Source organism: Streptomyces sp. NPDC001781, assembly GCF_053596035.1.
In genome coordinates this window covers 83334-107399 of the sequence record NZ_JBSFFI010000018.1, presented here as the reverse complement: position 1 = coordinate 107399, position 24066 = coordinate 83334, and the positions used below count along the sequence as shown (strand labels likewise).

General features: G+C 71.4%; 23 protein-coding genes and 2 pseudogenes. 7 read left to right on the top strand and 18 right to left on the bottom strand.

Annotated features, from left to right (window positions below):
* Positions 1-152 precede the first annotated feature (152 nt).
* Complete coding sequence (locus tag ACWCV3_RS18485) at positions 153-1376, top strand: serine hydrolase domain-containing protein (protein WP_451224817.1); 1224 nt, start codon at positions 153-155, stop codon at positions 1374-1376.
* A 73-nt stretch (positions 1377-1449) separates the two neighbouring features.
* Here the strand turns inward: ACWCV3_RS18485 and ribA are convergent, their stop codons facing one another.
* Entirely contained in the window at positions 1450-2109 is a 660-nt protein-coding gene (gene ribA, locus ACWCV3_RS18480; RefSeq protein ID WP_451224814.1) for a GTP cyclohydrolase II, read from the bottom strand.
* A 39-nt stretch (positions 2110-2148) separates the two neighbouring features.
* On the opposite strand from ribA, the gene ACWCV3_RS18475 reads away from it, so the two are divergent.
* Positions 2149-2925: a creatininase family protein gene (locus ACWCV3_RS18475; protein WP_451224811.1), complete on the top strand. Its 777-nt coding sequence runs from the start codon at positions 2149-2151 to the stop codon at positions 2923-2925.
* 101 nt (positions 2926-3026) lie between these two features.
* Here ACWCV3_RS18475 and ACWCV3_RS18470 read toward each other — a convergent pair.
* The 5 genes and pseudogenes from ACWCV3_RS18470 to ACWCV3_RS18450 all read right to left on the bottom strand — a co-directional run.
* Positions 3027-3950, bottom strand: a pseudogene (locus tag ACWCV3_RS18470) (lysylphosphatidylglycerol synthase transmembrane domain-containing protein); the annotation flags it as partial.
* Positions 3950-4921 (bottom strand): class I SAM-dependent methyltransferase, encoded by a 972-nt coding sequence (locus tag ACWCV3_RS18465; RefSeq protein ID WP_451224808.1) that lies wholly within the window; start codon positions 4919-4921, stop codon positions 3950-3952. The gene ACWCV3_RS18465 and the pseudogene ACWCV3_RS18470, both read right to left, overlap by 1 nt.
* On the bottom strand, positions 4918-6099 hold the full coding sequence (locus tag ACWCV3_RS18460) for a glycosyltransferase family 4 protein (RefSeq protein WP_451224805.1): 1182 nt from the start codon (positions 6097-6099) through the stop codon (positions 4918-4920). The genes ACWCV3_RS18465 and ACWCV3_RS18460 overlap by 4 nt, the downstream gene beginning before the upstream one ends.
* Complete coding sequence (locus ACWCV3_RS18455; protein ID WP_451224802.1) at positions 6096-6494, bottom strand: 6-pyruvoyl trahydropterin synthase family protein; 399 nt, start codon at positions 6492-6494, stop codon at positions 6096-6098. The genes ACWCV3_RS18460 and ACWCV3_RS18455 overlap by 4 nt, the downstream gene beginning before the upstream one ends.
* Positions 6495-6609: 115 nt before the next feature.
* The gene (locus ACWCV3_RS18450) at positions 6610-7593 is read right to left on the bottom strand and encodes a dehydrogenase (protein ID WP_451224799.1); all 984 of its coding nucleotides are present in this window, start codon (positions 7591-7593) and stop codon (positions 6610-6612) included.
* 107 nt (positions 7594-7700) lie between these two features.
* Between ACWCV3_RS18450 and ACWCV3_RS18445 the strand changes: the two genes are divergently transcribed.
* Positions 7701-8495, top strand: coding sequence for a CDP-alcohol phosphatidyltransferase family protein (locus tag ACWCV3_RS18445; protein ID WP_451224796.1), 795 nt, complete (start codon positions 7701-7703; stop codon positions 8493-8495).
* A 737-nt stretch (positions 8496-9232) separates the two neighbouring features.
* Here ACWCV3_RS18445 and ACWCV3_RS18440 read toward each other — a convergent pair.
* The 6 genes and pseudogenes from ACWCV3_RS18440 to ACWCV3_RS18415 form a co-directional block, all read right to left on the bottom strand.
* Positions 9233-10222: a hypothetical protein gene (locus ACWCV3_RS18440; protein ID WP_451224793.1), complete on the bottom strand. Its 990-nt coding sequence runs from the start codon at positions 10220-10222 to the stop codon at positions 9233-9235.
* A 21-nt stretch (positions 10223-10243) separates the two neighbouring features.
* Complete coding sequence (locus tag ACWCV3_RS18435) at positions 10244-11536, bottom strand: WXG100 family type VII secretion target (RefSeq protein ID WP_451224790.1); 1293 nt, start codon at positions 11534-11536, stop codon at positions 10244-10246.
* On the bottom strand, positions 11533-11895 hold the full coding sequence (locus ACWCV3_RS18430) for a hypothetical protein (RefSeq protein ID WP_451224787.1): 363 nt from the start codon (positions 11893-11895) through the stop codon (positions 11533-11535). The genes ACWCV3_RS18435 and ACWCV3_RS18430 overlap by 4 nt, the downstream gene beginning before the upstream one ends.
* A 123-nt stretch (positions 11896-12018) precedes the next feature.
* Positions 12019-12231: pseudogene (locus ACWCV3_RS18425) on the bottom strand (hypothetical protein); the annotation flags it as partial.
* A gap of 42 nt (positions 12232-12273) precedes the next feature.
* On the bottom strand, positions 12274-13149 hold the full coding sequence (locus tag ACWCV3_RS18420; RefSeq protein ID WP_451224784.1) for a hypothetical protein: 876 nt from the start codon (positions 13147-13149) through the stop codon (positions 12274-12276).
* A 396-nt stretch (positions 13150-13545) separates the two neighbouring features.
* Positions 13546-14136, bottom strand: coding sequence for a TetR/AcrR family transcriptional regulator (locus ACWCV3_RS18415; protein ID WP_451224781.1), 591 nt, complete (start codon positions 14134-14136; stop codon positions 13546-13548).
* Positions 14137-14268: 132 nt separating this feature from the next.
* Between ACWCV3_RS18415 and ACWCV3_RS18410 the strand changes: the two genes are divergently transcribed.
* The 3 genes from ACWCV3_RS18410 to ACWCV3_RS18400 are packed head-to-tail and all read left to right on the top strand — an operon-like array spanning position 14269 to position 15506.
* Complete coding sequence (locus tag ACWCV3_RS18410) at positions 14269-15114, top strand: SDR family oxidoreductase (RefSeq protein WP_451224778.1); 846 nt, start codon at positions 14269-14271, stop codon at positions 15112-15114.
* Positions 15098-15415 carry an aldo/keto reductase gene (locus tag ACWCV3_RS18405; protein ID WP_451224775.1) on the top strand — a complete coding sequence of 106 codons (318 nt, stop codon included), beginning with the start codon at positions 15098-15100 and terminating at the stop codon, positions 15413-15415. Before ACWCV3_RS18410 ends, ACWCV3_RS18405 begins: the two co-directional genes overlap by 17 nt.
* Positions 15336-15506 (top strand): hypothetical protein, encoded by a 171-nt coding sequence (locus ACWCV3_RS18400; RefSeq protein WP_451224906.1) that lies wholly within the window; start codon positions 15336-15338, stop codon positions 15504-15506. Before ACWCV3_RS18405 ends, ACWCV3_RS18400 begins: the two co-directional genes overlap by 80 nt.
* Before the next feature lie 84 nt (positions 15507-15590).
* Here ACWCV3_RS18400 and ACWCV3_RS18395 read toward each other — a convergent pair whose 3' ends face one another.
* From ACWCV3_RS18395 to ACWCV3_RS18380, 4 genes are read right to left on the bottom strand one after another with little or no spacing between them, the layout of a single operon-like run.
* On the bottom strand, positions 15591-16955 hold the full coding sequence (locus ACWCV3_RS18395) for a GH1 family beta-glucosidase (protein WP_451224772.1): 1365 nt from the start codon (positions 16953-16955) through the stop codon (positions 15591-15593).
* A gap of 29 nt (positions 16956-16984) precedes the next feature.
* Positions 16985-17824, bottom strand: a complete 840-nt coding sequence (locus ACWCV3_RS18390) for a carbohydrate ABC transporter permease (RefSeq protein ID WP_451224900.1) — start codon at positions 17822-17824, stop codon at positions 16985-16987.
* Between the two features lie 10 nt (positions 17825-17834).
* On the bottom strand, positions 17835-18818 hold the full coding sequence (locus ACWCV3_RS18385) for a carbohydrate ABC transporter permease (RefSeq protein ID WP_451224769.1): 984 nt from the start codon (positions 18816-18818) through the stop codon (positions 17835-17837).
* A 5-nt stretch (positions 18819-18823) separates the two neighbouring features.
* Positions 18824-20140, bottom strand: coding sequence for an ABC transporter substrate-binding protein (locus ACWCV3_RS18380; protein ID WP_451224766.1), 1317 nt, complete (start codon positions 20138-20140; stop codon positions 18824-18826).
* Between the two features lie 214 nt (positions 20141-20354).
* Here ACWCV3_RS18380 and ACWCV3_RS18375 point away from each other — a divergent pair, with 214 nt between their 5' ends.
* On the top strand, positions 20355-21965 hold the full coding sequence (locus ACWCV3_RS18375; protein WP_451224763.1) for a protein kinase domain-containing protein: 1611 nt from the start codon (positions 20355-20357) through the stop codon (positions 21963-21965).
* Positions 21966-21976: 11 nt separating this feature from the next.
* Here ACWCV3_RS18375 and ACWCV3_RS18370 read toward each other — a convergent pair whose 3' ends face one another.
* On the bottom strand, positions 21977-23089 hold the full coding sequence (locus ACWCV3_RS18370; RefSeq protein ID WP_451224760.1) for an AAA family ATPase: 1113 nt from the start codon (positions 23087-23089) through the stop codon (positions 21977-21979).
* Positions 23086-23751, bottom strand: coding sequence for a nicotinamide riboside transporter PnuC (gene pnuC, locus ACWCV3_RS18365; protein ID WP_451224757.1), 666 nt, complete (start codon positions 23749-23751; stop codon positions 23086-23088). The genes ACWCV3_RS18370 and pnuC overlap by 4 nt, the downstream gene beginning before the upstream one ends.
* Between the last annotated feature and the right edge of the window lie 315 nt (positions 23752-24066).

Genomic DNA, 24066 nt, shown 5'->3' with positions numbered 1-24066 from the left:
TCCGGGCTGTCCGGTGACGCACGCCCCCGGGCGCGGAGTCGCGTCGCTCACAAGACCGGTTGAGGACGGGATGCTCCACGGTGATCATGCGCCACGATGAGCGCTGGGGCCGGCCCGGCAGCGCAGGGGCCCGGCAGGAGCGGAGGAGAGCCATGGCACAGCTTCGACAGGAAGTCGCCCCGCAGGACGTGGGGCTCGACGCGAAGGCGCTGCACCGCCTCGACCAGTACGCGGCCGGACTCGTGGACGGGGGCCGGCTGCCCGGTTTCCTGGTGTCGGTGGCCCGTGGCGGCAAGGTCGCCCATCTGACCGCCCACGGCCACCGCGACGTCGCGGCCGGGCTCCCGGTGGAGACCGACACCCTGTGGCGGATCTACTCCATGACCAAGCCGGTGACGGCGGTGGCGGTGCTGATGCTGGCCGAGGAGGGCCTGCTCGCCCTGGACGACCCGATCGACCGGTACCTCCCGGAGTTCGCCGGCCCCCGTGTCCACGTGAGCGGATCGGGGGACGGTGTACGCACCCGCCCGGCCGCAGGGCCGATCCGCGTCCGGCATCTGCTCACCCACACGGCGGGCCTGACCTTCGCCTTCTACCACGACCACCCGGTGGACGCCCTGTACCGCGCGGCCGGGCTGGAGTCCTCCGTACCCTCCGGCGCGGACCTCGCCGAGACCATCGCGGTGTACGCCTCCCTGCCCCTCCAGTTCGAGCCGGGCACCCAGTGGAACTACTCGGTCGCCACCAATGTGCTGGGCCGCCTCATCGAGGTCGTCTCGGGACGCCCGCTGGACGCGTTCTTCGCCGAGCGCGTCCTCGGCCCGCTCGGCATGACCGACACCGGCTTCCACCTCACCCCCGGGCAGGAGCCCCGGCTGGCCGAGTTGTACGGCGAGACCGAGGACGGCGGCCTCACCCCGGTACCGGGTCTGCCGGTGCGTGGACGGCCGCGGTTCCTGTCGGCGAGCGGTGGACTGGTCTCCAGCGCGGGCGACTACCACCGTTTCATGGAGCTGCTGCGCCGCGGCGGCGAACTCGACGGCGTCCGGCTGCTCTCCCCGGCCTCGCTCGCCGCCATGACCCGCAACCAGCTCCCCGGCGACGCCGTCCTGCGGGAGTTCGGCGCCCCCGCCCACCAGGAGCGCGCCAACGACGGTCTCGGCTTCGGTTTCAACGTCTCCGTCGTCACCGACCCCGCCCGCACCCTGGCCCCCTCCGCGCCCGGCACCTTCGGCTGGACGGGCGTGGCGACCACCGCCTTCTGGGTGGCCCCGGCACTGGATCTGACCGTGCAGTTCATGACACAGGTACGCCCCCGCGCCCTGAAGATCTTCCCCGACCTGCGCCGTCTGGTGCACGAGGCGGTCACGGACTGAAACCCCACCGGAGAACGGGACGTCCGGCCGGGGATTCCGGCCGGACGTCTCGCGTGGGGGGAGGAGGAGGGGCTCAGGAGCCGTGGGCCACCGCGTCCAGGTGGGGAAGGTGGTGGTCCAGACGTTCGCGCTTGGTGCGCAGATACGTGATGTTGTTCTCGCTCGGCTCGATGAGCAGCGGCACCTGCTCGGCGACCTCGATGCCGTACTTGGTCAACGCCTCCCGCTTGCGCGGGTTGTTGGACATCAGCCGGACCGAGCGCACCTCGAGGTCGTGCAGCATCTCCGCCGCCACCCGGTAGTCACGGGCGTCCACCGGCAGACCGAGCGCGAGGTTGGCCTCGACCGTGTCCAGCCCCTCCGCCTGGAGCGCCATGGCGCGCAGCTTGGCCAGCAGGCCGATGCCCCGGCCCTCGTGGCCTCTCAGGTACAGGACGACACCGGCGCCCTCGGCGACCACCGCGCGCATCGCGGCCGCCAGCTGCTCGCCGCACTCGCAGTGCTGGGAGCCGAAGGCGTCACCGGTCAGGCACTCCGAGTGCAGCCGCACCAGCACGTTCTCGGTCCCGATGTCACCGTGCACCAGGGCGACCTGTTCGTCGCCCCTCTCGTGGTCCAGGTAGCCGACCGCCTGGAACTGCCCGTACGCGGTGGGCAGCGGGGTGTTCACGACGCGTTCCGTGCCCGAACGACGCGGGTTCTTCCCGCCGAAGGCGCCGATGTTTTCTGTCATGATCTGATTCCTAAACAGAGACGAGAGGCCGTGGGAAACATGAGTGGTTCGGGCGCGCGACCGGCGGCCTACGGGGTGATGCCAGCGGACACCACCGAGGACGTACGGGCGCGGGGGGCGGGTGTGTCACGTCAGGTCGCCGTCCTTCCCGTGGGGAGCTTCGAACAGCACGGCCCTCATCTCCCGTTGGCGACCGACACGCTGGTGGCCTGTGCCGTGGCGCGGGAGATCGCCGCCGCGTATCCGGTGCACCTCCTTCCCCCGGTGACCCTCGCGTGCTCGCACGAGCACGCGGCCTGGCCGGGGACGGTCAGTATCTCCTCCGTTACCCTGCATGCGGTCGTACGTGACATCGCGGACTCGTTGCGTCGCTCGGGCGTGGAGTCGCTCGTGGTGCTGAACGGGCACGGCGGGAACTACGTGCTGGGCAACGTCGTGCAGGAGGCGTCGGCGCGGGGCGAGCGGATGGCGCTGTACCCGGCGGCCGAGGACTGGGAGGAGGCGCGGCAGCGGGCGGGTGTGGAGACCTCGCTGCTCACCGACATGCACGCCGGGGAGATCGAGGCGTCCATCCTGCTGCACGCTCATCCCGAATTCCTCCGCCCTGGCCATGAGTCGGCCGATTTCACCGCCGACGACCGTCGTCATCTGCTCACCACGGGAATGTCCGCCTACACCGAATCGGGCGTCATCGGCCGCCCGTCCCTGGCCTCGGCGGAGAAGGGGAAGGGCCTGCTCGCCGGCCTGGTGGAGAACTTCGAGCCGTACTTCCGGCTGCTGACCTCACCGGAGGCGCCCACCGCGCCGCGCGGCTGACCGCGCAGGGCGCCGGCCCAGCGGGCCACGAGGACGACGGCACCGGGCAGCGCGGCGACGAAGCTGAGCACGCCGTACACCACGGCGACGGCGACGCCGCTGCTCGCGCCGAGGCCGGCGGCGGCGAACGCCCAGGCGGTGACGCCCTCGCGGGGGCCGAAGCCGCCCACGTTGAGCGGCAAACCCATGGCGGCCAGGGCGAGCACCGCGAGCGGCAGCAGCACCGCGACGGACGCCCCGCTGCCCGCGATCCGGGCCGCGACGACGAACATGCCGAGGTGTCCGGCGAGGACGGCCACCGAGGACAGGGCGACCCCGGGTCCGCTCTCCCGGGACAGCAGCCCCTGCCGCGCCTCCCGCAGCAGCCCGCTCCCGGGCCGTGAGCCGGTGCGCCGGCCGGGCGCCCGGTTCATGCGGACGGCGGCGACGACCGCGAGCGCGCCCGCCCCGGCGAGCGCCCCCGGCACCGCGACCGTTCGCAGGTCGTCGCGGACCGGGGAGGGCAGGGTGAGCAGCAGCGCGGCACCGCAGACGGCGAGCGCCAGTTGCCCGGCGACCCGCTCCAGCACGACCGCCTTGACGGCGCGCCGGATGTCACCGGCGCTCTGCCCGTGCCGTACCGCCCGGTGCACGTCGCCGAGGACTCCGCCGGGGAGCGCTGCGTTGAGGAACAGCGCCCGGTAGTAGTCGGCGACGGCGGGCCCGAACGGCAGGCGGACACCGAGGCCGTGCGCGGTCAACTGCCAGCGCCAGGCGCTGAGCACGGTGGTGAGGGCGCCGATCCCGAGGGCCGCGAGCACGGTGGCCGTGTCGATCCGGCGCAGCCCGCCGACCAGCGGCCCGGTGCCGAGCCGCCACAGCAGCACACCGAGGATGGCGACGCCGACGGCCGTGCCGGCTTTGGTGCGCAGTGCGCGCCGCGCGGTGGCGGTTGCCCCGGTGGTGCCGGGCGGCCGGGCGGGCTCCGACTCAGGAAGGCCGGTGTCGCGGGCCTCCGCGACCGCCTCGCCCGTCCGCCCGTTCATCACGCCTCCACCGGCCGGGGCAGGGCCAGCAGGTCGCTGTGGTGCACCACGACCTGCAGCTCGCCCGCCTCGCACGCGGCCAGCCGGTCGCGCAGGTACTGCTCGGCGCGCGTACGCAGGGCAGGCCGTTCCTCGACGGCCGCGCCGACCCAGCCCCGCAGCCACTGCGCGGTGAGGGCCGCGCGGTCCGCACCGAGCCGCCACGGGCTCGGGTGCACCCGTACCGACGCGCCGTGTCCGGCGAACGCCTCGCCGGCCGCCGTGACCGCGTCCGGGCCGAGCATGCCGTCCCGGCGCTGGTGGGCGTTGAACGCGTCGGCCAGGTCGGCGTCCAGCGGATCGGGGGACGCGAACTCGACGCGCCCGGCCACCGACAGGGTGAGCAGGGCAGGGCTGCCCGCACCCGCGCAGGCGGCGGCCAGCGTCTCGACCTCGGGCCGGGTGAGCACGTCCAGCAGCGCGGACGCCGTCACCAGCGAGGCCCCCGACAGCGCGTCCGGGGTGAGCCGGGCGACGTCGCCGCGCCGGGTCTCGACGGTGACCCGGCTGCCGTCGGCGGCGACGCGCGGGGACGCGACGGCCGCGAAGTGCAGCAGGTACGGGTCCCGGTCGTGCAGCACCCAGTGCTGGGCGCCCTCCAGCCGGGCGGCGAGCCAGCGCCCCATCGAACCGGTGCCGCAGCCCAGGTCGTGGATGGCCAGGCCGCTCTCCGGCGGCGGGAGTTCCGCGAGCCGCCTGCCGAGCGGCTCCAAAAGGCCCATGGCCCGCGCGTCCGCGTCGGCCGGTTCGCGGAGCTGGAGCCACTCGGGCGCGTACCGGGGCGCCTCGTCGGCCTCCCCCTCGCGCAGCCGTACGGTGGGCCGCTCGCCGGGGCGGCCGACGGGGCCGGCGCCGGCGATGACGCCGGAGGCGCCGGTGGGCTCGGTGCCGTCGTTCACCCGGTGCTCCTCCTGTGCGGTGGCGTCGGTCATGCGGCCCTCCTGGGGGCGCCGGGGAGCCTGCCGAGGACCCCGGCGAGGCTGCGGGCGGTGGCGGCCCAGCCGGCGAGCGCGCTGCGCCGGCCGCGCGCGGCGGCCTTGAGGCGGCGGCGCACGTCGGGCTCGCCGAACCAGCCGCGCAGTTCGGCGGCGATGGCGGCGGGGTCCTCCGGCGGGACGAGGATGCCGGGCACGCCGCCGTCGGGGGCGCGGCCGACCGCCTCGGGCAGACCGCCCACGTCGGTGGCGATGACCGGGATGCCGCGGGCGAGGGCCTCGGTGACCGCCATGCCGTAGGTCTCGGCGTAGGAGGCGAGCACCAGGAGGTCCGCGGCGGCGTAGCTGGCGTCGAGGTCGGCGCCGGTGCGGGGACCGGTCAGGTGCAGCCGGTCGGCGAGGCCGCACCGCTCGATCTGGGCGCGCAGGCCGGTCACGTACTCCGGGTCGGTGCCGAGGCCGCCGACCAGCGAGCAGGTCCAGGGCAGGTCGCGTACGGCCGCGAGGGCCTCGACCAGGCGGTGCTGGCCCTTGCGCGGAGTGACGGCGGCGACGCACACCAGGTGGGAGACTCCGTCGGTGCCGGGCGCGAGCGGCGCGATGTCGGCGCCGGGGGCGGCGAGGTGGACGCGGTCGGGGGCCAGGCCGTGGTGGGCGACGAGACGGCGTACGGCCCAGTCGCTGGTGGCGATGGTGGCGGGCACCGCGCGCAGCACGGCGCGTTCGCGGGCGTCGAGGTCGGCGGCGGCGGCCGGGTCCAGCCCGGTCTCGTCGCCCAGCGGCAGGTGGACGAGGACGGCGATCCGGAGCCGTTCGGCCTCGGGGACGACGATCTCGGGCACTCCGCAGGCGACCAGTCCGTCCAGCAGGACCACGGTGTCGTCGGGCAGGCCGGCGAGGGTGCGGGCGAGCGACTCGCGGGCGCCGGCGTCGGGGTCCGGCCAGGCGCCGGGGGCGGCGTGCCGGACGGTCTGCCAGCCGAAGCCGGGCAGGTCGAGGCAGACCCGGCGGTCGTAGGCGTTGCCGCCACTGGGCGCGGCCGGGTCGTCGACACCCCCCGGCATGACGAAGTGCACGGTGCGCAGCGACATGGGGATGATCCCGAAGTGTGCGGGGGCGAGGGGCTGTGCGGGCACGTGGGCGAGCCGGGCCCGGTCCACGGTCAGGTCGCTCACAGGCCACGCTCGTAACTCGCCCAGGCGATGTGGGACTCGTGCAGGGTCACCGAGAGCGCGGCCAGACCCTTCGCGCCCTCGCCGAGCGCGCCCTTGGCGATGCGCTCGGCGAGCCGGTCGGCGATGACCTTGGCCAGGAACTCGGTGGAGGTGTTGACCCCGGCGAACCCGGGGTCGTCGTCCAGGTTGCGGTAGTTCAACTCGGCTGTGATGGAGCCGAGTTCACGCGTGGCGAGGCCGATGTCGACCACGATGTTGTCCTCGTCCAACTGCTCACGGCGGAAGGTGGCGTCCACCAGGAACGTGGCGCCGTGCAGGCGCTGCGCGGGTCCGAACACGTCGCCGCGGAAGCTGTGGGCGATCATGATGTGATCGCGGACGGTGATGCTGAACAACGGACGACCCTCCAGGTGCGGCGCGTCTGGTCCCCCGGAGGTTCCCGTCCGGGGTTGCCGAGTAGTACGGCTCTCCGGTTCCCCGTGTTCAGCCTTCTCTCACTCTTTTCTCAGGTCAGGCCGGGTCGGGGTAGCGGATGCGGTGGCACAGGGCGGGGAGCTCACCGCTCGTCAGGCGGGGCATCAGCGAGGGGAGTTCGGCGAAGTCGCTCTCTCCGGTGATGAGCGCGTCCAGCGCCGGGTCGGCGAGCAGGTCCAGGGCCAGGGTCATCCGCTCGGCGTAGCCCCGGCCGGGCCGGGCGGCCGGGGAGACGGTGCCGACCTGGCTGGCGCGGAGGGTGAGCCGGCGGGAGTGGAAGGCTTCGCCGAGCGGCAGGGTGACACGCCGGTCGCCGTACCAGCTCAGCTCCACGACGGTGCCCTCGGACGCGAGGAGCTCCAGGGCGCGGGTGAGGCCCTCTTCGGTGGCGCTGGCGTGGATGACGAGGTCGCGCTCGCCGGTGGCCTCGCCGGGAGCGGCGAAGTCGACGCCGAGGGCCCTGGCGGTCTCGGCGCGGGCCGGGTCCGCGTCGACGAGCTGGAGCCGGATGCCGGGGAATCGGGCGAGCAGGGCGGCGACCGAGCAGCCGATCATGCCGCCGCCGACCACGCTAATCCGGTCCCCGATCCGCGGGGCGGCGTCCCACAGGGCGTTCACGGCGGTCTCCACGGTCCCGGCGAGCACGGCCCGCGCGGCGGGCACCCGGTCGGGTACGACGGTCACGGCGCTCACCGGAACGACGTAACGGCTCTGGTGCGGATGAAGGCAGAAGACCGTACGGCCGGTCAGCTCATCGGGCCCCTGCTCGACCACGCCGACGCTCAGGTATCCGTACTTCACCGGGGCGGGGAAGTCACCCTCCTGGAACGGGGCGCGCATCACGTCGTGTTGGCTCTCCGGCACACCGCCGCGGAACACCAGGGTCTCGGTTCCGCGGCTGACCCCGGAGTACAGGGCGCGCACCAGGACCTCGTCCGCGCCGGGCTCCGGGAGGGTGACGTCGCGCAGCTCGCCGTGGCCGGGTGAGCTGAGCCAGAACGCGCGGGCGGCGGGGTTCATCGGCATCCTCCTGAACGATCGGGAACTTGCTCACGTACCGAGAAGGGCACAGGCCGCGCACAGTACGCGGCCTTGATCGACTCTGTCACTCGGCCGGAGGATGCGCGGTGGCCCTGAACAACACGTACGACGCGAGGCTTCAGCAGGAGACGGCCGTGGGAGCGGGCGTCCAGATCCTGCTGCTCGCTCTGCTGGGCACGGCCATCGGCATGGGGGTGGCCGGCTGGCTGTCGGGGCTCGCCTTCGCGTTCGCCACCTGGGCGGTGCTCTCGCGTGCCCTGCACCGCTCAGCGCTGCGTTCCTTCGGCCCCGCGAACCGGGTCACCCTCGGCCGGGCCACCCTGGTCGGAGGGGTCACCGCGCTGGTCGCGGATTCCTTCCAGAGCGCTCCCTCGGTCACCCTCCTGGTCGGCCTCACGGCGGTCGCCCTCCTCCTGGACGGCGTCGACGGCAAGGTGGCCCGCCGCACCGGCACCTGCAGCGCGCTCGGCGCCCGCTTCGACATGGAGGTGGACGCGTTCCTCATCCTGGTCCTCAGCGTGTACGTGTCCACTCGGCTCGGCCCCTGGGTCCTCCTCATCGGCGCCATGCGCTACGCCTTCGCCGCCGCCGCCCGCCTCGCCCCCTGGCTCAACGCCCCGCTCCCCCCGTCCTTCGCCCGCAAGACGGTCGCCGCCTTCCAGGGCATGGCCCTCCTCACAGCCGGCTCGTCCCTGCTTCCCCACGCGGCGGAACTCACGGTGGTCCTGCTGGCGCTGGGATCGCTGGTGTGGTCGTTCGGACGGGATGTGGCCTGGCTGTGGAGGCACGGGCGGATCAGCGCTGTGGAGGTGGCGGTGGACCCGGGTCCGGCCCACGCGGAGACGGGTCGGACGAAGGTGCTGGAGCTGGCGGTCCGCTAGGGGGCTGAATGCCGAGGGCCTCCGTTCTCCGAGCGCCGACGAGCTCGGTCCTCGGCCTCACAGTCCAGCGGAACGCTGGATCCGGTCGATCCGCTCAGGGCAGCGGACGTACCAGCACAGCCGGGACGGTCAAGGCACCTGAAAGGCCGTCAGCCGAGTGCAACCGTCGCGACAGGCAGACATTCGGGGAGAGGTTCAGCCCATGTACTGCCCGGCGGTCCACGTCGGCAAGTACCAGGCTTTGGCCTACAGTCTCGTGCTGCCTGCCACGCGGCGGGGTGAGCCTTCGCGTAGGCGCATCCATGGGAAGCAGTTCATCGGCCGCCTCAAGCGGGCGAAAAGACGTCCGTAGCCGGATCGCCCACTTCGAAGAGAAGCCGCTCCCGAGGCAGATGATCTGAGGGGCTGACCGCCTTCGCCGCGCTCCTGCGGGCGTTCGCCTCCTGATCTCACGGCCCCCAGTAGACCATCCGACTCACGACGAGGGCCGTGATCTCCGCCCACACGGTCTTCGTGTGGGCGTCTCGCGTCCGGCAGCCCCACGTGTCGGCGTACGCGGTGACGAGGAGCAGGTCCCGACCCCCTCGGCCCCAGCGCATCGGGCCGGTGTGCGTGGCCGTCGTCTCGGGGTGTGTTCCGGGCGGCTGTCCGTGACCGGCAGCCTCCGCACCCTGAACGCCCGAAAACCCGGTCAGGCCGGTCGGACCAGTGCCGGGGCCGCTGTGGCGGTCGAGGGTTCACGGGCGATGGAAAACGTCGAGCGGGCCGTAGGCAGTCGGCTTGCTGTCGGCCAGCTCAGGGTGGTCGCCCACGCGGTCCCGGAGGATGCCGACGGTATCGGGCCACACGGTGAAATGCCCTCCGTCGCCGACGAGGATGCGGTTCCAGTCCTGGGAAGCCGAAATGCCGGCTCGGTCGATGACGAATCCGCGGCAGTCGGCCGCATCCTGGTCGAGCGTGCGCACCAGTGCCGCGACCGCCTCCTCGCGGTCGGACACGGGGACGTCGGTGAGGCGCAGCGTGATGCTCTGCGTCGTCTCGTCCGTGCGTCGCACGATGCCGGTCAGGGACTGGTCGTAGCCCTTCCAGCAGGTGAACTCGGCCTTCGAGTATCGATCGTCGGCCAAGGCGGCGGCCAGGGCTGCGCCATCACCCATCAGCGGCTCACGGTTTCCGGCCGGCGTCTCACGGAACCCGAAGAGAGCATGAGTCAGCGGGTGCACGGCGGAGAGCCCGGCGGTCTCCAGATGCGTGAGGAGCTGATTGGCACGCGCGCTGTTCAGTTTCGGCACGTACCAAGTGAAAAAGCCCGCAGCCTTGGACGGAGCCGCGGCGGGGGCGTGGTCCGGGAACTCCTCCTGGAAAATGTGCCTGGCCCGTTCGTCGGGCACGACAGGGACCTTGTAGTTGTTGGCCCGGATGTGGTCCAGGAATTCCTGCGGCAGGACAGCGTGGTGACGACGTACGTAGTGCGTGAGATCGACGGGCCAGAGCCAGGTGCCATCCGTCTTCAGGGATCCGGAGCCCACGATCCACTCTTCGCCAGTGAGGACGTCACGCTCGGCGCCCATCGTGGAGTAGATCTCCAGGGCCGATTCCAGGTAGGCAAGGATACGGTCCTCGTCCCAGGGCCCACTGTCCTGTGCGGCATCTCGCAGCGACGGCGCATCGTCTGCCGTGGTGGCCTGACCGCCGATCTCCCGGTAGAAGCCCGCTCGCTTGATCATTTCCACTCCTGTGAGCCTGCCCTAGTGGGCCATGGGCAGGTAGGTGCGCCAGTAGCCATTGTTGCCGATGGTGGGGGTCTGGTTGAGGCCGAGCTGGGGGGACGTTCCCACCTTGCTCGTGGGCGCCGTCACGGGCACACCGAGCTCGTTGGCGACGGCCTGCGCGAGGGGCAGCTCGGGCGGTCTCGCGTCGGCGCCGGAGTAGCAGGAGATGAGGCGCACCGGTTCACCGTGGTAGTTGGGATTGCTGCGGATCGCGTCCGCGATGTGGTTGGGGTGCACTTCGAAGTCTGTGAGGGTCTTCCCCGCGGCGTTGACACGGCCGGGGACGAAAACCCCTTCGTCCGTGCCGTGGACGACCACGTCGTGTACGCCGGGGACCCGGGCGACCCGTTGCAGGTTATTCAGGGTGCGCTCGTCGTAACCCACCGTGGTGGTGTTCTTCCCGAAGTACACCGGGTCGCCCGAAACCAACTCGTAGTCGCCGGCCCGCGCCGGAGGAGCGGGAATCTTCGAGTCGGGGGACTGGATCAGCTTCCACGTACGGGACTTGCCCATCTCGTCAAGGGCCGCGATGTTCAGCCGGAAGCCGTTGAACAGGCCCACCGTCCCACCGTTCTCGGCGACGATTCGGGCTGTGCTTCCACCTGCTCCGAACGCGCCGCCGAACTCCATGCCGTAGCGGGCGGAGTCGCTCACCTCGTCGAGGCTGAGGCCCTGGCTCTCACCGGTGGCGATAGCGACGGGCTGGGTGACGGCAAGGTCGACGGTGATCGACTCGAGTCCACCGATGGCGGCCGTGGCCAGGGTGGTGCCGGCGATGGTGGCGATCTCGGTGGACACGGTGACGCCGAGCGTGGCGGACAGTTCCAGGATCGAGGCGGTGGCTGCTGCCGCGGCGCCTTCGGAGATGCCGAGCGTGAAGACCGCGAGGGCGGTGCCGGCCACGATGGTAGCGCCGACGATCTCCAGTTCGTGTTCCAGATGCTTGACGGCCTTGTGGACGACGTCGGCGTACTGGTCGAGGGCATTGGCCATGTCGCGGGCGCCATCGATCATGTCCTGGAGCCAGCCGTGGCCGTCGTGGTAGTAGCGGCGCCAGAACGGGTCATCGAAGGCGGATATCGCCTCACCCTTGTTGTGCTCGATGATGCCGCGCGCCGACTTGTTCGCGGCGGCCGTCACGTCTTCCAGGTCGTCGGCGAAGTCCCGCCAGGCTTTGGCCGCGTCCCGCAGACGCCCTTCGTCTGCATCCGGCCACCACATGCCGGTCAGGTCCTGGACGATCTCTTTGGCCTTGCCGGCCCCGCTCACCGCGCGCTCGCGTCGCCGTCGTGCGGGGCGGCTTGGATCTTGCTGAACATCGAGCGGATCAGCAGTTCGTTGTCGATGTGACCGTCGGCCATGTCTGTCATGGCCGCTTCGATGCTGGCCAGGCCGAGCGCGAGAATCCCGGCGGCGGTCTCCACCTTCTCGACGTGCGGGCCGTAGTGCTCGTGGAACTTCTTCCCCTGCTCGTCGTCACCCCACGGCGAACCGGCCGCTGCCAAAGCGGCCTTGAGCTTGGTGAGCGCCTTGGCCAGGTCGGAGCTGTGCGTGTGGAAATGCGGGGCCGTCGCCTTCAGATCGGCCATCCTGATATCGAGTATCTTGCCGTCGCTGTGGTCGCCCATGACGTCTTCTGCTCCCCCTGAGTCGGCTGACCGGCCCGAAGACGGTAGTTCACCGAGCCGGTTTGCTTTCGCAGGCCTGACAAAGGGGCGGCAAAGTTCCGATCAAGGTGGGCAAAGGATGAGAGCGGTGATGCCTCGCCGAGCAAGGTGGACGAGAGCACGGCCGGTGCCGCAGCCGATCTCCAGCACGGAGCGTGGGTCACTAAGCAATTCTGGGCCGGGCCGGTGACCGGCGTACTGGGTCAAGCAGAAGCCCGGCTCCGCGTCGTCCTTGAACGCGGTGGCGGTGAAGGTGTCTGACGGCTGCGAACCCAGGCCCGCACCTCCGTCGAACACGGAAGGCGGGCCCCTTCGGCAGCCAGCAGGCCACTCGGGGGGTCAGGACCCGGGTTCCTCCAGCTTGACGGCAGCGGAGTCCGCGCCGTGCGGTTCAGCCTGTGCCGGGATGAAGGATTCGTGCTCAGCGACGACTTCACCGTCCACGACTTCCCCCTCCGTCACTCGGTGCGAGGGGTCCGCCAGTGGCAGGCCGGCGAGGTGCTTCTTGAGCCTCTTGGCCATCGGAAGGTAGGTCGCGAAGGTGAACCCCCCGGAGACGGCGGCCCCTACGAGAGGGATCGCCTTCGAGACGGCCTTCGCGAACGACTCCTTTGTCATCTTGACGCCGATGTAGGCCGCGACCTTCTTCACTATGGGATAGACGACGCCCTTGGTGAGCGCCTTCTGAGGCAGCTTCTTGGCCACCTGCTCCGACATCATCCCCGCCACCTTCCCCACAGCGGCGTTCGCCGACTGGGTGCCGAACATCACGCCGAAGAACAGCGTGAGCACCCCCATGGTGGCGTCATCGACGTCATCACCCTCGTCGGAGAACAGTTCGGGCCAGCTGTAGAGATAGGCGAGCTTCTGCGCGATACGCAGCATGTGGCCGACGTACTGTGCAACGTCGGCGGGCACTGTGGCGGGAAGGGCGAGGATGCCGGGTATCCCGGCCGCGGCGGAGAGGGCACTGACCTTGGCCGTCTCGTAGCGGATCGAGTCGTTCGCCGCTTTCTCCAGAACGGCGACGGTGATACCCGCCGCGGCGGGCGACTCTTCGATCGCTCTGCGGATCTCATCCTCGGTGCAGTGGCGCCGCAGCGCCGTCCGGAGGTAGGCCTCTCGGTGAATACGCACACCGGGGAGCTTGGCCGCCGCCAGGAGCACCGCGAAGAAGCGCGACTCGGGATTCTCGACCTCTTTACCCTGTTTCATGGCAGGAACTTACAGTCGCTCCGTACCTCAAGGGCCGCATGCATCAGCTTCGTTGAGACCTCGTTATGCAAGTGACGGTGTGGTGCGAGCCGGATTCGCCACCATGCCGATCGCGCTCCTGGGAAGGCGACCGCCGTCGCGAACCGAGCTCGCCCAGGGCGGACGTTGACGGCCGCGCCGGCCTACGCCGACGAGCAAGGCGCCTGCGTCGCTGAAGGTGTTGTGGGAGCGGACACGCGCAGGACTCTCAGCCGACGTCACCGTCCGCCGAGCGGCCGGGGCCGTGCGGCGCGGGGCAGGCGCGGTTGCGGTTGCGGCGTCAACGGCTCCGCGGCCCCGGGGCGGGCATCGCGGAGGGCGGGTGCCCCGCGGGCGGAGGCCATGGCCCACGCCGGGTCACGAGCGGGACGCCGGTCCTTCCACCCCGTACCGGAGGCCGTCGAGGAGGAGGTCGAGGAGGCGGCCGGCCCGTTCGCGCTGGTCGGGAGCGCTGGTGATCAGCGCGACTCCGGCCAGGCTGAAACCGACGTCGAGGGGGTCGATGTCCGAGCGCAGGAGACCGGCGTCCGCGCCGGCGTGCAGCAGGGTGCCGAGCGCGCTGCCGAGTCTGTCGAGGGTCTCGGCGAAGGGGTCCGCACCGGACGCGACCGCGGCACGCAGCGCGTCCGCCATGCCCTGCTTGGCAGCCACGTAGTCGATGAAGTCGTCCATCCAAAGGCGGATCGCCCGGTCCGGCGCATGGCCGGAGAGCAGCTTCGCGGCGCTGTCACAGACGCGGGCCAGTTCGTTGCGGTAAGCCGCCTCGACCAGCGCCTCGCGCGTGGGGAAGTGGCGGTAGAGCGTGGCCGAGCCGACGCCCGCGGCCTTGGCGATCGTGTCGATCGCCACGTCCGCGCCCCTCTCCGCGAAGGCGCGCACGGCCGCTTCCAGGATGCGCTCCCGGTTGCGGCGGGCATCGGCACGCAACACGCTCGGCTTGGTGGTCAAGGCTGCTCCCTTCGTCCGGGCCAGTCTAGCTGGACAACCGGGGAGTTCCCCGATTACGGTTTCCAGATAACCGGGGAACTCCCCGGTTACGGGTGCCGCACCCGTCGTGTTCCCCAGGCAAGGAAGACCCTCATGACCTCCCCGAAGACGGTTCTGATCACCGGTACGTCCTCCGGCATCGGGCTGGCCGCCGCCCTCGGCACCGCCCGGGCGGGCTGGACGACCATCGCCACCATGCGCGACACCGGCAGGGCCGGGGCACTGCTCGAGGCCGCCGCCGAGGCAGGTGTCGCGGACCGCGTCCAGGTCAAGCGCCTCGATGTGACCGACCCGGCCGGCATCACCACCTGCCTGGACGAGGTCGTCGCCGAACACGGCCGTCTGGACGCGCTGATCAACAACGCCGGCGCCGCCCAGGTCGGCACCATCGAGCAGAGCAGCGTCGACGACGTCCGCGCGGCCATGGAGGTCAACTTCTTCGGCGTGGTGGCGGTGACCCGGGCTGCACTGCCGCACCTGCGGGCGTCCAAGGGCCGGGTGATCACGGTCACCAGCGTCGGCGGCGTCGTCGGCCAGCCCTTCAACGAGGCCTACTGCGCGGCCAAGTTCGCCGTGGAGGGCTTCATGCAGTCCCTGGCGCCGGTCGCGTCCACCGTCGGCGTCGACGTCACCGTGGTCGAGCCGGGTGCGGTGGCGAGCGAGTTCGTCGCCAATCTCGGCCTGGACGTCCCGGCCCTGGTCGCCGCCGCCGGCCCCTACGGCCCGGCCCTCGAGGCCTACATCGCCCGCGCCCAGCAGTCGTTCGGCAGTGCCCAGACCCCGGCCGAGGCAGCCGCCCCGATCGTCGATGCCCTGACCTCCGCCCGCCCGCCCTTCCGCGTCCAGACCTCGCAGTGGGCCCGCGACTTCGTCGCCACCACCCTCGCCGACCTCGACGGCTCCGCCGTCCGGACCCTTACCGATGCCTGGGTGCGCTGACCGGCCCGGACCGCCGGAGCCGGGCACGGCAGGCCGCGGATTCCTGTCCGGTGCGATCTCCAGTCCGGACGACTTCGCCGCCGACGACTTCCGCCGCACCGACCCGCGCTTCCAGGGCGAGAACTTCGCCCGCAACCTGGCCGTCGTCGACGAGGTCCGGCGCATCGCCGCCGCCAAGCAGGTCTCGTCCTCCCAGCTGGCTCTCGCCTGGGTGCTGCGCCATGGCGCAGCACCCAGGGACCAAGCGCCGCCGCTACCTGGAGGAGAACGTCGCCGCCACCACCGTGACGATCACCGATGAGGACATGGCCGCCATCGAAGCCGTCGCCCCGCGCGGGGTCGCCTCCGGGGACCGCTACTCCCCCGAGCTGATGCGGAACCTCAACGGCTGACCCGCCCGGCGTGGAAGCCGGCCCTGGCGTGCCTGCCGTCTCGGAGGTGGCGGGGGCGGGCACGCGTGGGCCCCCCGGGTCGGCTCAGACCGCGCGGCGCCCGAGCCTGCGGTGGGTGTCGATGATCTCCGCGTAGCGGCGGCCACTGGCCTTGATCGTGCGGGCCTGGGTCGCGTAGTCCACGTGGAAGAGGCCGAAGCGCTTGTCGTAGCCGTACGCCCACTCGAAGTTGTCCATCAGGGACCAGGCGAAGTAGCCCGCGAGCGGGGCGCCCTTGGCCGCGGCGGAGGCGCAGGCGGCGAGGTGGCTCTCGAGATAGGCCCGGCGTCCGGGATCGTCGACGGTGCCGTCGGGGCCGACCCGGTCGGGGAAGGACGAGCCGTTCTCGGTGACGTAGATCCTGCGGGCGCCGTACTCCTCGGTGAGACGCAGCAGCAGCGTCTCGATGCCGCTCGCGTCGATCTCCCAGTCCATCCCGGTACGCGGCACGCCCTCGCGGCGCACGGAACGGGCGTACGGGGCGGGCCCGCCGGGGTCGTCGGCGACATGGTCCGGCATGTAGTAGTTGAGGCCCAGCCAGTCCAGCGGGGTCGCGATGACCTCCAGGTCGCCCGGCTTCTGCGGGAGTTCCACCCCGTACACCTCGACCATGTCGGCGGGGAAGCCGCGGCCGTGGACCGGGTCGAGCCACCAGCGGTTGATGTGCCCGTCCTGGCGGTGCGCGGCGGCCAGGTCCTCGGGGCTGTCGGTGGCGGCGTGCACGGTGGAGAGGTTGGTGACGATGCCGACCTCGGCGTCGGGCGCGGCGGCGCGGATCGCCTGCGTGGCGAGGCCGTGGCCGAGGAGCAGGTGGTAGGAGGCGCGGACGGCCGCGGTGAGGTCGGTCAAGCCGGGGGCCATCGTGCCTTCGAGGTGGCCGATCCAGGCCGAGCAGAGCGGCTCGTTGAGGGTGGCCCAGTGGGTGACGCGGTCGCCGAGGCGGTCGGCGACGGCCGAGGCGTACGCGGCGAAGTGCTCGGCGGTCTCCCGCTCCGGCCAGCCGCCCCGGTCCTGGAGCACCTGCGGCAGGTCCCAGTGGTAGAGGGTGACGGAGGGGGTGATGCCCGCCTCCAGCAGCGCGTCGGTCAACTCGTCGTAGAAGGACAGCCCCCTGGCGTTGACCGGGCCGTCGCCACCGGGCATCACGCGCGGCCAGGCGACCGACAACCGGTAGGTGTCCACGCCCAGTCGGCGCATCAGACCGAGGTCGTCGCGCCAGCGGTGGTAGTGGTCGCAGGCGGTGTCGCCGTTGTGGCCGCCGTCGATCTTGCCGGGGGTGTGGGAGAAGGTGTCCCAGATCGACGGCGATCGGCCGTCCTCGGCGACGGCGCCCTCGATCTGGTAGGCCGAAGTGGCGGTTCCCCAGCGGAAGTCGTCCGGGAAGGCGGCGAGGTCGATGGGCTCGGACATGGAAGTCCCTTCGAGGTACGGGGAGTCGGTCACTTGACGGCGCCCGCCGTCAGTCCCGTGACCAGATAGCGCTGGAGCAGCAGGAATCCGGCGACCACCGGCACGCTCACCACGAGCGAGGCGGCCATGATCTGGTTCCAGTAGACGTCGTAGAGGGTGGAGTAGCCCTGGAGTCCGACGGCGAGGGTGCGGGTGGTGTCGTTGGTCATCACGGACGCGAAGAGGACTTCCCCCCAGGCCGTCATGAAGGCGTAGACGGCGACGGCGACGATGCCGGGCACGGCGGCCGGCACGACCACCCGGAACAGCGCGCCGAGCGGACCGCATCCGTCCACCAGCGCCGCCTCGTCGAGGTCGCGCGGCACCGAGTCGAAGTACCCGATCAGCATCCATATGGAGAACGGCAGCGAGAACGTCAGGTACGTCAGGATCAGCCCGCCGCGCGAGCCGAACAGGGCGATCCCGGTGGCGTTGCCGATGTTGATGTAGATCAGGAACAGCGGCAGCAGGAAGAGGATGCCGGGGAACATCTGGGTGGACAGCACGGTGACCGTGAAGACGCGCTTGCCCCGGAAGTCGTACCGGCTGACCGCGTAGGCCGCGAAGACGGCGATGACGACCGAGCAGACGGTGGCCGATCCGGCGACGATCAGCGAGTTCACGAAGTACCGGGCGAGCGGCACGGTGGACCAGATGTCGACGTACGGCCGGACGGTCAGCCGGCTGGGCAGCCAGCGGAACTCGTCGGTGACGTCGGCGAGCGGCTTGAGCGAGCTGGAGACCATCACGTAGACGGGCAGCAGCACGAAGCCGGTGAGCAGGGTGAGGAAGATCCGGCGGGACCACAGGAACGAGCGGGGCGGCGCCATGGGCGACGAGTCAGCCATTCCCGGCCCTCCTTCCGCGTGCGGTGAACAGCAGGTATCCGCCGGTCACGGCCAGCAGGAAGAGCAGCAGCAGGACGGACATGGCGGATCCGGTGCCGAAGTCCCAGGTGAGGAAGGTGGTCTGGTAGATGTGCACGGAGATCAGGTCGGCGGCCTCGGGTGCCGCCCGGCCGAACAGGACGTAGGGCGTGTTGAAGTCGTTGAACGTCCAGAGGAACAGCACCAGCACCAGAACCTGGTTGACCGGGCGCAGGGAGGGCAGGGTGATGCGGCGGATCCGCTGCCACGTCCCGGCGCCGTCCAGGGCGGCGGCTTCGTGGAGTTCGCGCGGGATGTTCTGCAGGCCGGCCGTCACGATGAGGAAGGCGAACGGCCAGCCCTTCCACACCGAGACGGTGAGCAGGGCGTAGAAGCTGTTGTCGCCGATGAGCCAGAAGGACGGCTTGCCGGTGAGGTGGAGCTGGTCGTGCAGGACGTGGTTCACCAGGCCGTTGTCGTGCTGGAACATGAACACCCAGGTGATGACGGCCGCGTAGACGGGCAGCGCGTACGGCACCAGGAACAGGGCGCGCAGGACACCGCGGCCCCGGAAGGTGTCCTGCATGAAGATGGCGGCGGCGGTGCCGAGCGCCCAGCACAGGGCGACGGAGAGCAGGGTGAAGCCGACGGTGACGGCGAACGAGCGCAGCAGCGCCTCGCCGGCCGGGGCGTCGAAGTCCACGGCCACGCGGTAGTTGCGCAGGCCGGTCCAGGGGGCGTTGCTCCAGTCGCGCAGGGTGAAGCGGGTGATGGACCGGAAGCTCATCAGGGTGCCGATGACCATCGGGACCAGATGCACGAGGAGTTCGAAGACCAGGGCGGGCAGCAGGAGCAGGTACGGGAGCGCGGCGCGGCGGGACCGCCCGGTGCGGCGCGGCTCGCTCGCCGCACCGGGGGCGTCCTCGCGCACCGGTTCCTTCAGGGCGGTGGAGGTCATGGGCGTCAGGCCGCCGGCATCTGCTGCTGGGCCTTCTCCAGCTCGGCCTTGACGGAGGCGGTGGTGACCGCGCGCCCGGCGGCGGCGTCGGCGAACAGGGTCTTCACCGCGGTGCCGACGGCGGTCTCGAACTGCGATTCGGTGGCGACCTGCGGAAGCGCGGCGGCACTCCTGGCGAGGGTGTCCTTCAGCACGGCGGTGGACGGCCCGTCGAACGCCGGGTCTCCCTGCGCGGCCTTGACCGGCGGGATGGAGCTGTAGGCCTTGTTGAGGATCTTCTGCTCGGCGTCGCTGGTCATGAACTTCACGAACTCGGTGGCGCCGTCGAGGTTGCGGCTGTTCCTGAAGACGGCGATGTTGATGCCGGCGGCCATCGAGTTGACCTGGGCGCCGGGTCCGGGGGTGCCCTTCTGGACGGGTACGGGGGCGACACCGTAGGCGTCGTCCTTCATGCCCTGGGACTTGAGGTTGGCGGCGGCGGACTGCCAGAGCAGCATGGCCTGCTTGCCCTTGGCGAAGTCGCTGACGGACTGGTTCTGCGCGTACTCGGCGTTGCCCGCCGGAATGGCCTTGTCCTTGGCCATCAGGTCGACGTACTGCTTGACGGCGTCGACCACCCCGGGGCTGGTGAAGTCGGGCTTGCCGTCGGCGGAGAAGAAGTCGGCGTCGTGCTGCTTGGCGAAGACGAAGACGTGGTGGATGTTCTCGGAGAGGTTCGATCCCTCGGCACCGAGCACGGACTTGCCCCTGGCCCTGATCCTGGCGCCGTCGGCGACGAGTTCGTCCCAGGTGGCCGGGGGTCCGTCTATCCCGGCGTCGGCGAGGATCTGCTTGTTGTAGTAGAGGGCGTACGCCATCGAGTACAGCGGTACGGCGGCCGGGTCCTTGCCCTCGGCGCCGGTGGAGCCGAGGGCGGGGCCGACGAAGCGGTCCCGTCCGCCGATCCTGGCGAAGTTCTTAGCGTCCCAGGGCAGCAGCGCGCCGGTCGCCTGGAGGGAGGCGCTCCAGGTGTTGCCGATGTTCAGCACGTCCGGGCCCTGGCCGGAGGTGGTGGCGGTGAGGATGCGGTTGAGCAGGTCGGACCAGGGCACGACCTCGACCTTGACCTTGACGCCGGTCTGCTTCTCGAACTTGTCCAGCTCGGGCTGGAGCACCTGCTTGTCCACGGCGACGCCGGCGCCCTGGTTGGAGGCCCAGTAGGTCAGCGTCCCGGACGAGCCGCCGGCTCCTCCCCCACTGTCCGTACCTCCTCCGCACGCCGTTGCCGCGAGGGCGAGAGACATGACGACGGCGCCTGCGGCCGCGGCTCGGATGCTGCGCATGACTCCAGCGGTCCCTTCCCGGGAGAGAGAAACCCCGAAAACCGCATCGGCTCCTCAGGGCTTAATTTAGGACGTGAGTTAATCCTCCGGAGGGGGGTGCGTCAAGGGATGCGGCACGGGTGAGTGAGCGGGTGCCGCGTTCTGAGAAGATCACCCGTCAGCTGTTCGGCACGGGAGCGCACTTCCGGGGCCGGACGAAGCAGGGGGAGAGTGGATGAACACGTCCGGCGAGGCGTTCCGGCCGCTTCAGGCGGACGATCCGGTCGCGGTGGGGGGATACCGGCTGGCCGCGCGGCTCGGCGCGGGCGGGATGGGGCGGGTCTACCTGTCGCACACGCACGGCGGGCGGCCGGTCGCGATCAAGGTCGTACGGTCGGAGCTGGCCGACGACCCCGCCTTCCGGCGCCGGTTCCGCCGGGAGATCGCGGCGGCCCGCCGGGTCCGGGGCGCGTACACCGCGGAGTTGATCGACGCCGATCCGGAGGCCGAACCGCCGTGGCTCGCCACGCTGTATGTTCCGGGCCCCTCCCTGGCGGACGCCGTGGCCGGGCGCGGACCGCTTCAGGTCCCGGCGGTGCTGCGGCTGATGGCGGGCGTGGCCGAGGCGCTGAAGGCGATCCACGAGGCCGGCATCGTGCACCGGGACCTGAAGCCGTCGAACGTACTGCTGGCCGCCGACGGCCCCCGCGTCATCGACTTCGGCATCTCCCTGGCCGCCGACGCCACCTCTTTCACCGCCACGGGTGCCGCCATGGGCACACTCGTGTTCATGGCTCCCGAGCAGGCGTCCGGCGGCGAGATCACCCCGGCGACGGACGTCTTCGCGCTCGGCCAGACGGCGGCCTTCGCGGCCCTAGGTGAACCGCTGTACGGCGAGGGCTCGTTGCCCGCCGTGCTGTACCGGATCGTCCACTCCGCGCCCGACCTGTCGCTGCTGCCCGAGGAGTTGCGCCCGCTGTTCGCCCGCTGCCTGGCGGGCGATCCGGAGGAACGGCCCACACCGGCGGACATCGTCCAGTGGTGCGGTGAGCGCATGGGCCCTGTCCCCGAAGGCGGCGCGGGGACGTCCGTCTGGCGGGAGGCCAGCGGGCCGGAGCTGACGGTTCCGGCACCCCTCGCCCCGTCGACCCGGATGCTTCCACCCCCCTCCGCGCACTGGCCCTACGCGCCCCCGCCGGCCGAGCCGATGTCCCGCAGGGCGCGGGTGGCGCTGATCGCCGGGGCCTTCGTGGCCGTCACCGCCATGGCACTGGTGGGGGGGCTGGCGTGGGCGGCACTCGGCTCGGCGGGGTCGCACGATTCCAGGGTCACCGGTTCGCAGCGGCCGGGCACCGGTTCTCAACGGCCGGGCACCGGTCCGTCGGGCGTCGCGGGGTCCGGGAGCGGTTCCGGCTCCTTGGGCGATGCGGTCGAAGCCTCCTCCCGCCCCTCCCCCACCGCCCCCGCGACGCCACTGCCCGTCGCCGAGCCCCTCCAGACCCTGGACGCGACGAATTCGCTCAACCTGGGCGAGCCGGGCGTACGGAAGGACCGCGCGGGCGACATCCGCTTCACCTGCGGCGCGCAGGAATGCTCACTGGAGAGCCGCAGCAGTGCGCTCCTCCTGCGCTACGCCAAGCCGGGCGCCACCTACGACTCGTGCAAGTTCGAAGTCCAGGGCGCCACCAGCCACCACCTGCCGCTGGCGGCCGTGGCGGCGGGGAGCGAGATCTGCGCCAGGGACCGCGCGGGCAACATCGCCCTCCTGGTGGTGCAGGTCAAGTCGACAGCGCTCCCCGAACTGGGCTTCCTGATGATGGACGTGACGGTCTGGCCGCACACCTGATCAGGCCCGGCTCAGCCGAGGGGGTCCGCCAGGTGCCAGCCGCCGGACAGGAGGCGGTCCACCGCCGTGAGGGCGGCGGTGAGGCGGGTCGGCCGGTCGCCGTGGAGTTCCCGCCAGGGGACGCCCGAGGCGGTGAGGGTCTCGCGGAAGCGGTCGGTCATCCAGCCGCGCAGGTGCTCGCCGTCGCGCAGGCCGTCGTCGTCGAAGGGGACGTCCTTGTCGGAGGTGAGCAGGTACAGCGCGCGTGGCGGCATCGCCCGCGCGAGATCCCGGACCGGGGTGGTCGTGCGGCCGCGGTAACGCTCCTGCCAGACGGTGGTGGCCAGGGCGTCGGTGTCACACACCAGCACCGGTCCCCCGGTACGGGCGGCCTGCTGCTCGGTGTGGTTCTGGCGGCGGGCGACGAGCTCGAAGTCGGTGTCGTCCCAGTCGAGGTCCGCCACCGTGGGGCGGGGCAGGCCGGGGGCCGCCAGCGCGCGGGCGCGGGCCAGCTTGGCCACGGTCAGCTCGCGGCCGTACTCGGGGACCCAGCGGGTGAGCGCGTGCGGGCCGCCGCGGGCACGCAGCGCGGTGGCGAGGTCGCGGGCGAGGGTGGTGGTGCCCGTCGACTCGGCGCCGACCACGACGACCCTGCGGGCCAGCCAGGCCCGGACCGGCGGCTCGATCTCCGCCCAGTGGGCGACGGGGTCCGCGCGGACCTTCGTACCGGAGACGGCGAAGGTCCCCCGGTCGACGTCCAGCAGGACGGGTGCGGCGTCGAAACGGCGGGCGAGTTCGGTGCCGTAGGGCTCGGAGCTGAAGACCGCGTCGACGGCGGGCGCGTGCGGGCCCAGGGCGAGGGCGTGGCGCATCAGGGCGACATGTCCCTCCCAGGCCGCCTCGCTCCCGTAGTCGACCGGCAGGTCGTCCACGACACCCACGACCGCGACGTGCGGGTCGCCGGCCCAGTGCTCGCGTATCCACGCGACGCGCTCCTTGAGCGGGATCGACTCCTGGCCGGCCGCCATCACGACGACCGTGACGGCGTCGCAGGCGTCGGCGGCGGAGCGGATCAGGAAGTGGTGGCCGGAGTGCGGCGGGTAGAACTTGCCGATCACCAGCCCGTGGGTGAAGCGAGTGCTCACGCGGCCACCATCCGTTCGGTCTCCGCGACGGGGCCGGTCGCCGGATCACGGCGCCAGGAACGCCATCCGACCAGGCACATCGCCAGGAAGAGCACGTAGACGATGCCGGTCAGGTCCAGCCCCTTGGCGAAGTACAGCGGGATGTAGACGAGATCCGCGGCGATCCAGAAGTACCAGTTCTCGATCTGCTTCGCGTTGAGCAGCCACTGCGCGGCCAGCGACAGCGCCGTGGTCAGGGCGTCCCAGAAGGGCGCGGAGTCGTGCGCCCGGGTGAGCAGTACGGTCAGCCCCCAGGTGACCGGCACCAGCAGGGCCGGCAGGACCCACAGGGTGGACCGGGACGCCCGGCCCATGCGCCGACGGGAGCGCCGCTCCCCACCGCGCAGCCAGACCGACCAGCCGTAAGCGGCGAGAGCAAGGTAGACGACCTGCAGCGAGGCGTCCGCGTAGAGCCGGGCGCTCCAGAACAGGACCAGGAAGAACAGGTTGTTGGCGATCCCCACGGGGAAGTTCCACACACTGGCCCGCACACACAGCCATACGCACACCGCCCCGGTGGCGAACCCGAGCAGCTCGGCCCAGGTGACCGCGTCCTGCCCCAGCTGGAACAACTGATGGTTCAACGGCGCGACCAAGCCACCCAGCACATCCGCGACAGCCATCGCGACCCCCTCCGGTTTACGTCGAAGTGACGATAACAGGAGAGGGGTCCCGGAGTCGATGGCGGACGGCACTTGGACCGCGGTTGCGGGTCATCGGCGGCTCCTTCTCCTCGTCCGACGGTGAACCTGTTCCCCGGCGCCGGTGTTGTCCCAGCGGGTGTTCCTCGCGCCGAACCGCGGCTCGGCATGCGTTGTTGTCAGTGCTCCTCCATAAGGTGGAGCCATCGTCTGAACGGACCAGGGTCCTGCCGGGATTCATCTCTCGGCAGGGCATGTCCGCCTGCGAAAAAGGCGTTGGGGCTCGACCACGAAAAG

Coding starts and splice junctions, on each gene's coding strand:
- ACWCV3_RS18485 (WP_451224817.1), top strand. CDS start 153: ATGGCACAGCTTCGACAGGAAGTCGCCCCGCAGGACGTGGGGCTCGAC.
- ribA (WP_451224814.1), bottom strand. CDS start 2,109: ATGACAGAAAACATCGGCGCCTTCGGCGGGAAGAACCCGCGTCGTTCG.
- ACWCV3_RS18475 (WP_451224811.1), top strand. CDS start 2,149: ATGAGTGGTTCGGGCGCGCGACCGGCGGCCTACGGGGTGATGCCAGCG.
- ACWCV3_RS18465 (WP_451224808.1), bottom strand. CDS start 4,921: ATGACCGACGCCACCGCACAGGAGGAGCACCGGGTGAACGACGGCACC.
- ACWCV3_RS18450 (WP_451224799.1), bottom strand. CDS start 7,593: ATGAACCCCGCCGCCCGCGCGTTCTGGCTCAGCTCACCCGGCCACGGC.
- ACWCV3_RS18440 (WP_451224793.1), bottom strand. CDS start 10,222: ATGATCAAGCGAGCGGGCTTCTACCGGGAGATCGGCGGTCAGGCCACC.
- ACWCV3_RS18430 (WP_451224787.1), bottom strand. CDS start 11,895: ATGGGCGACCACAGCGACGGCAAGATACTCGATATCAGGATGGCCGAT.
- ACWCV3_RS18420 (WP_451224784.1), bottom strand. CDS start 13,149: ATGAAACAGGGTAAAGAGGTCGAGAATCCCGAGTCGCGCTTCTTCGCG.
- ACWCV3_RS18410 (WP_451224778.1), top strand. CDS start 14,269: ATGACCTCCCCGAAGACGGTTCTGATCACCGGTACGTCCTCCGGCATC.
- ACWCV3_RS18405 (WP_451224775.1), top strand. CDS start 15,098: ATGCCTGGGTGCGCTGACCGGCCCGGACCGCCGGAGCCGGGCACGGCA.
- ACWCV3_RS18400 (WP_451224906.1), top strand. CDS start 15,336: ATGGCGCAGCACCCAGGGACCAAGCGCCGCCGCTACCTGGAGGAGAAC.
- ACWCV3_RS18395 (WP_451224772.1), bottom strand. CDS start 16,955: ATGTCCGAGCCCATCGACCTCGCCGCCTTCCCGGACGACTTCCGCTGG.
- ACWCV3_RS18390 (WP_451224900.1), bottom strand. CDS start 17,824: ATGGCGCCGCCCCGCTCGTTCCTGTGGTCCCGCCGGATCTTCCTCACC.
- ACWCV3_RS18385 (WP_451224769.1), bottom strand. CDS start 18,818: ATGACCTCCACCGCCCTGAAGGAACCGGTGCGCGAGGACGCCCCCGGT.
- ACWCV3_RS18380 (WP_451224766.1), bottom strand. CDS start 20,140: ATGCGCAGCATCCGAGCCGCGGCCGCAGGCGCCGTCGTCATGTCTCTC.
- ACWCV3_RS18375 (WP_451224763.1), top strand. CDS start 20,355: ATGAACACGTCCGGCGAGGCGTTCCGGCCGCTTCAGGCGGACGATCCG.
- pnuC (WP_451224757.1), bottom strand. CDS start 23,751: ATGGCTGTCGCGGATGTGCTGGGTGGCTTGGTCGCGCCGTTGAACCAT.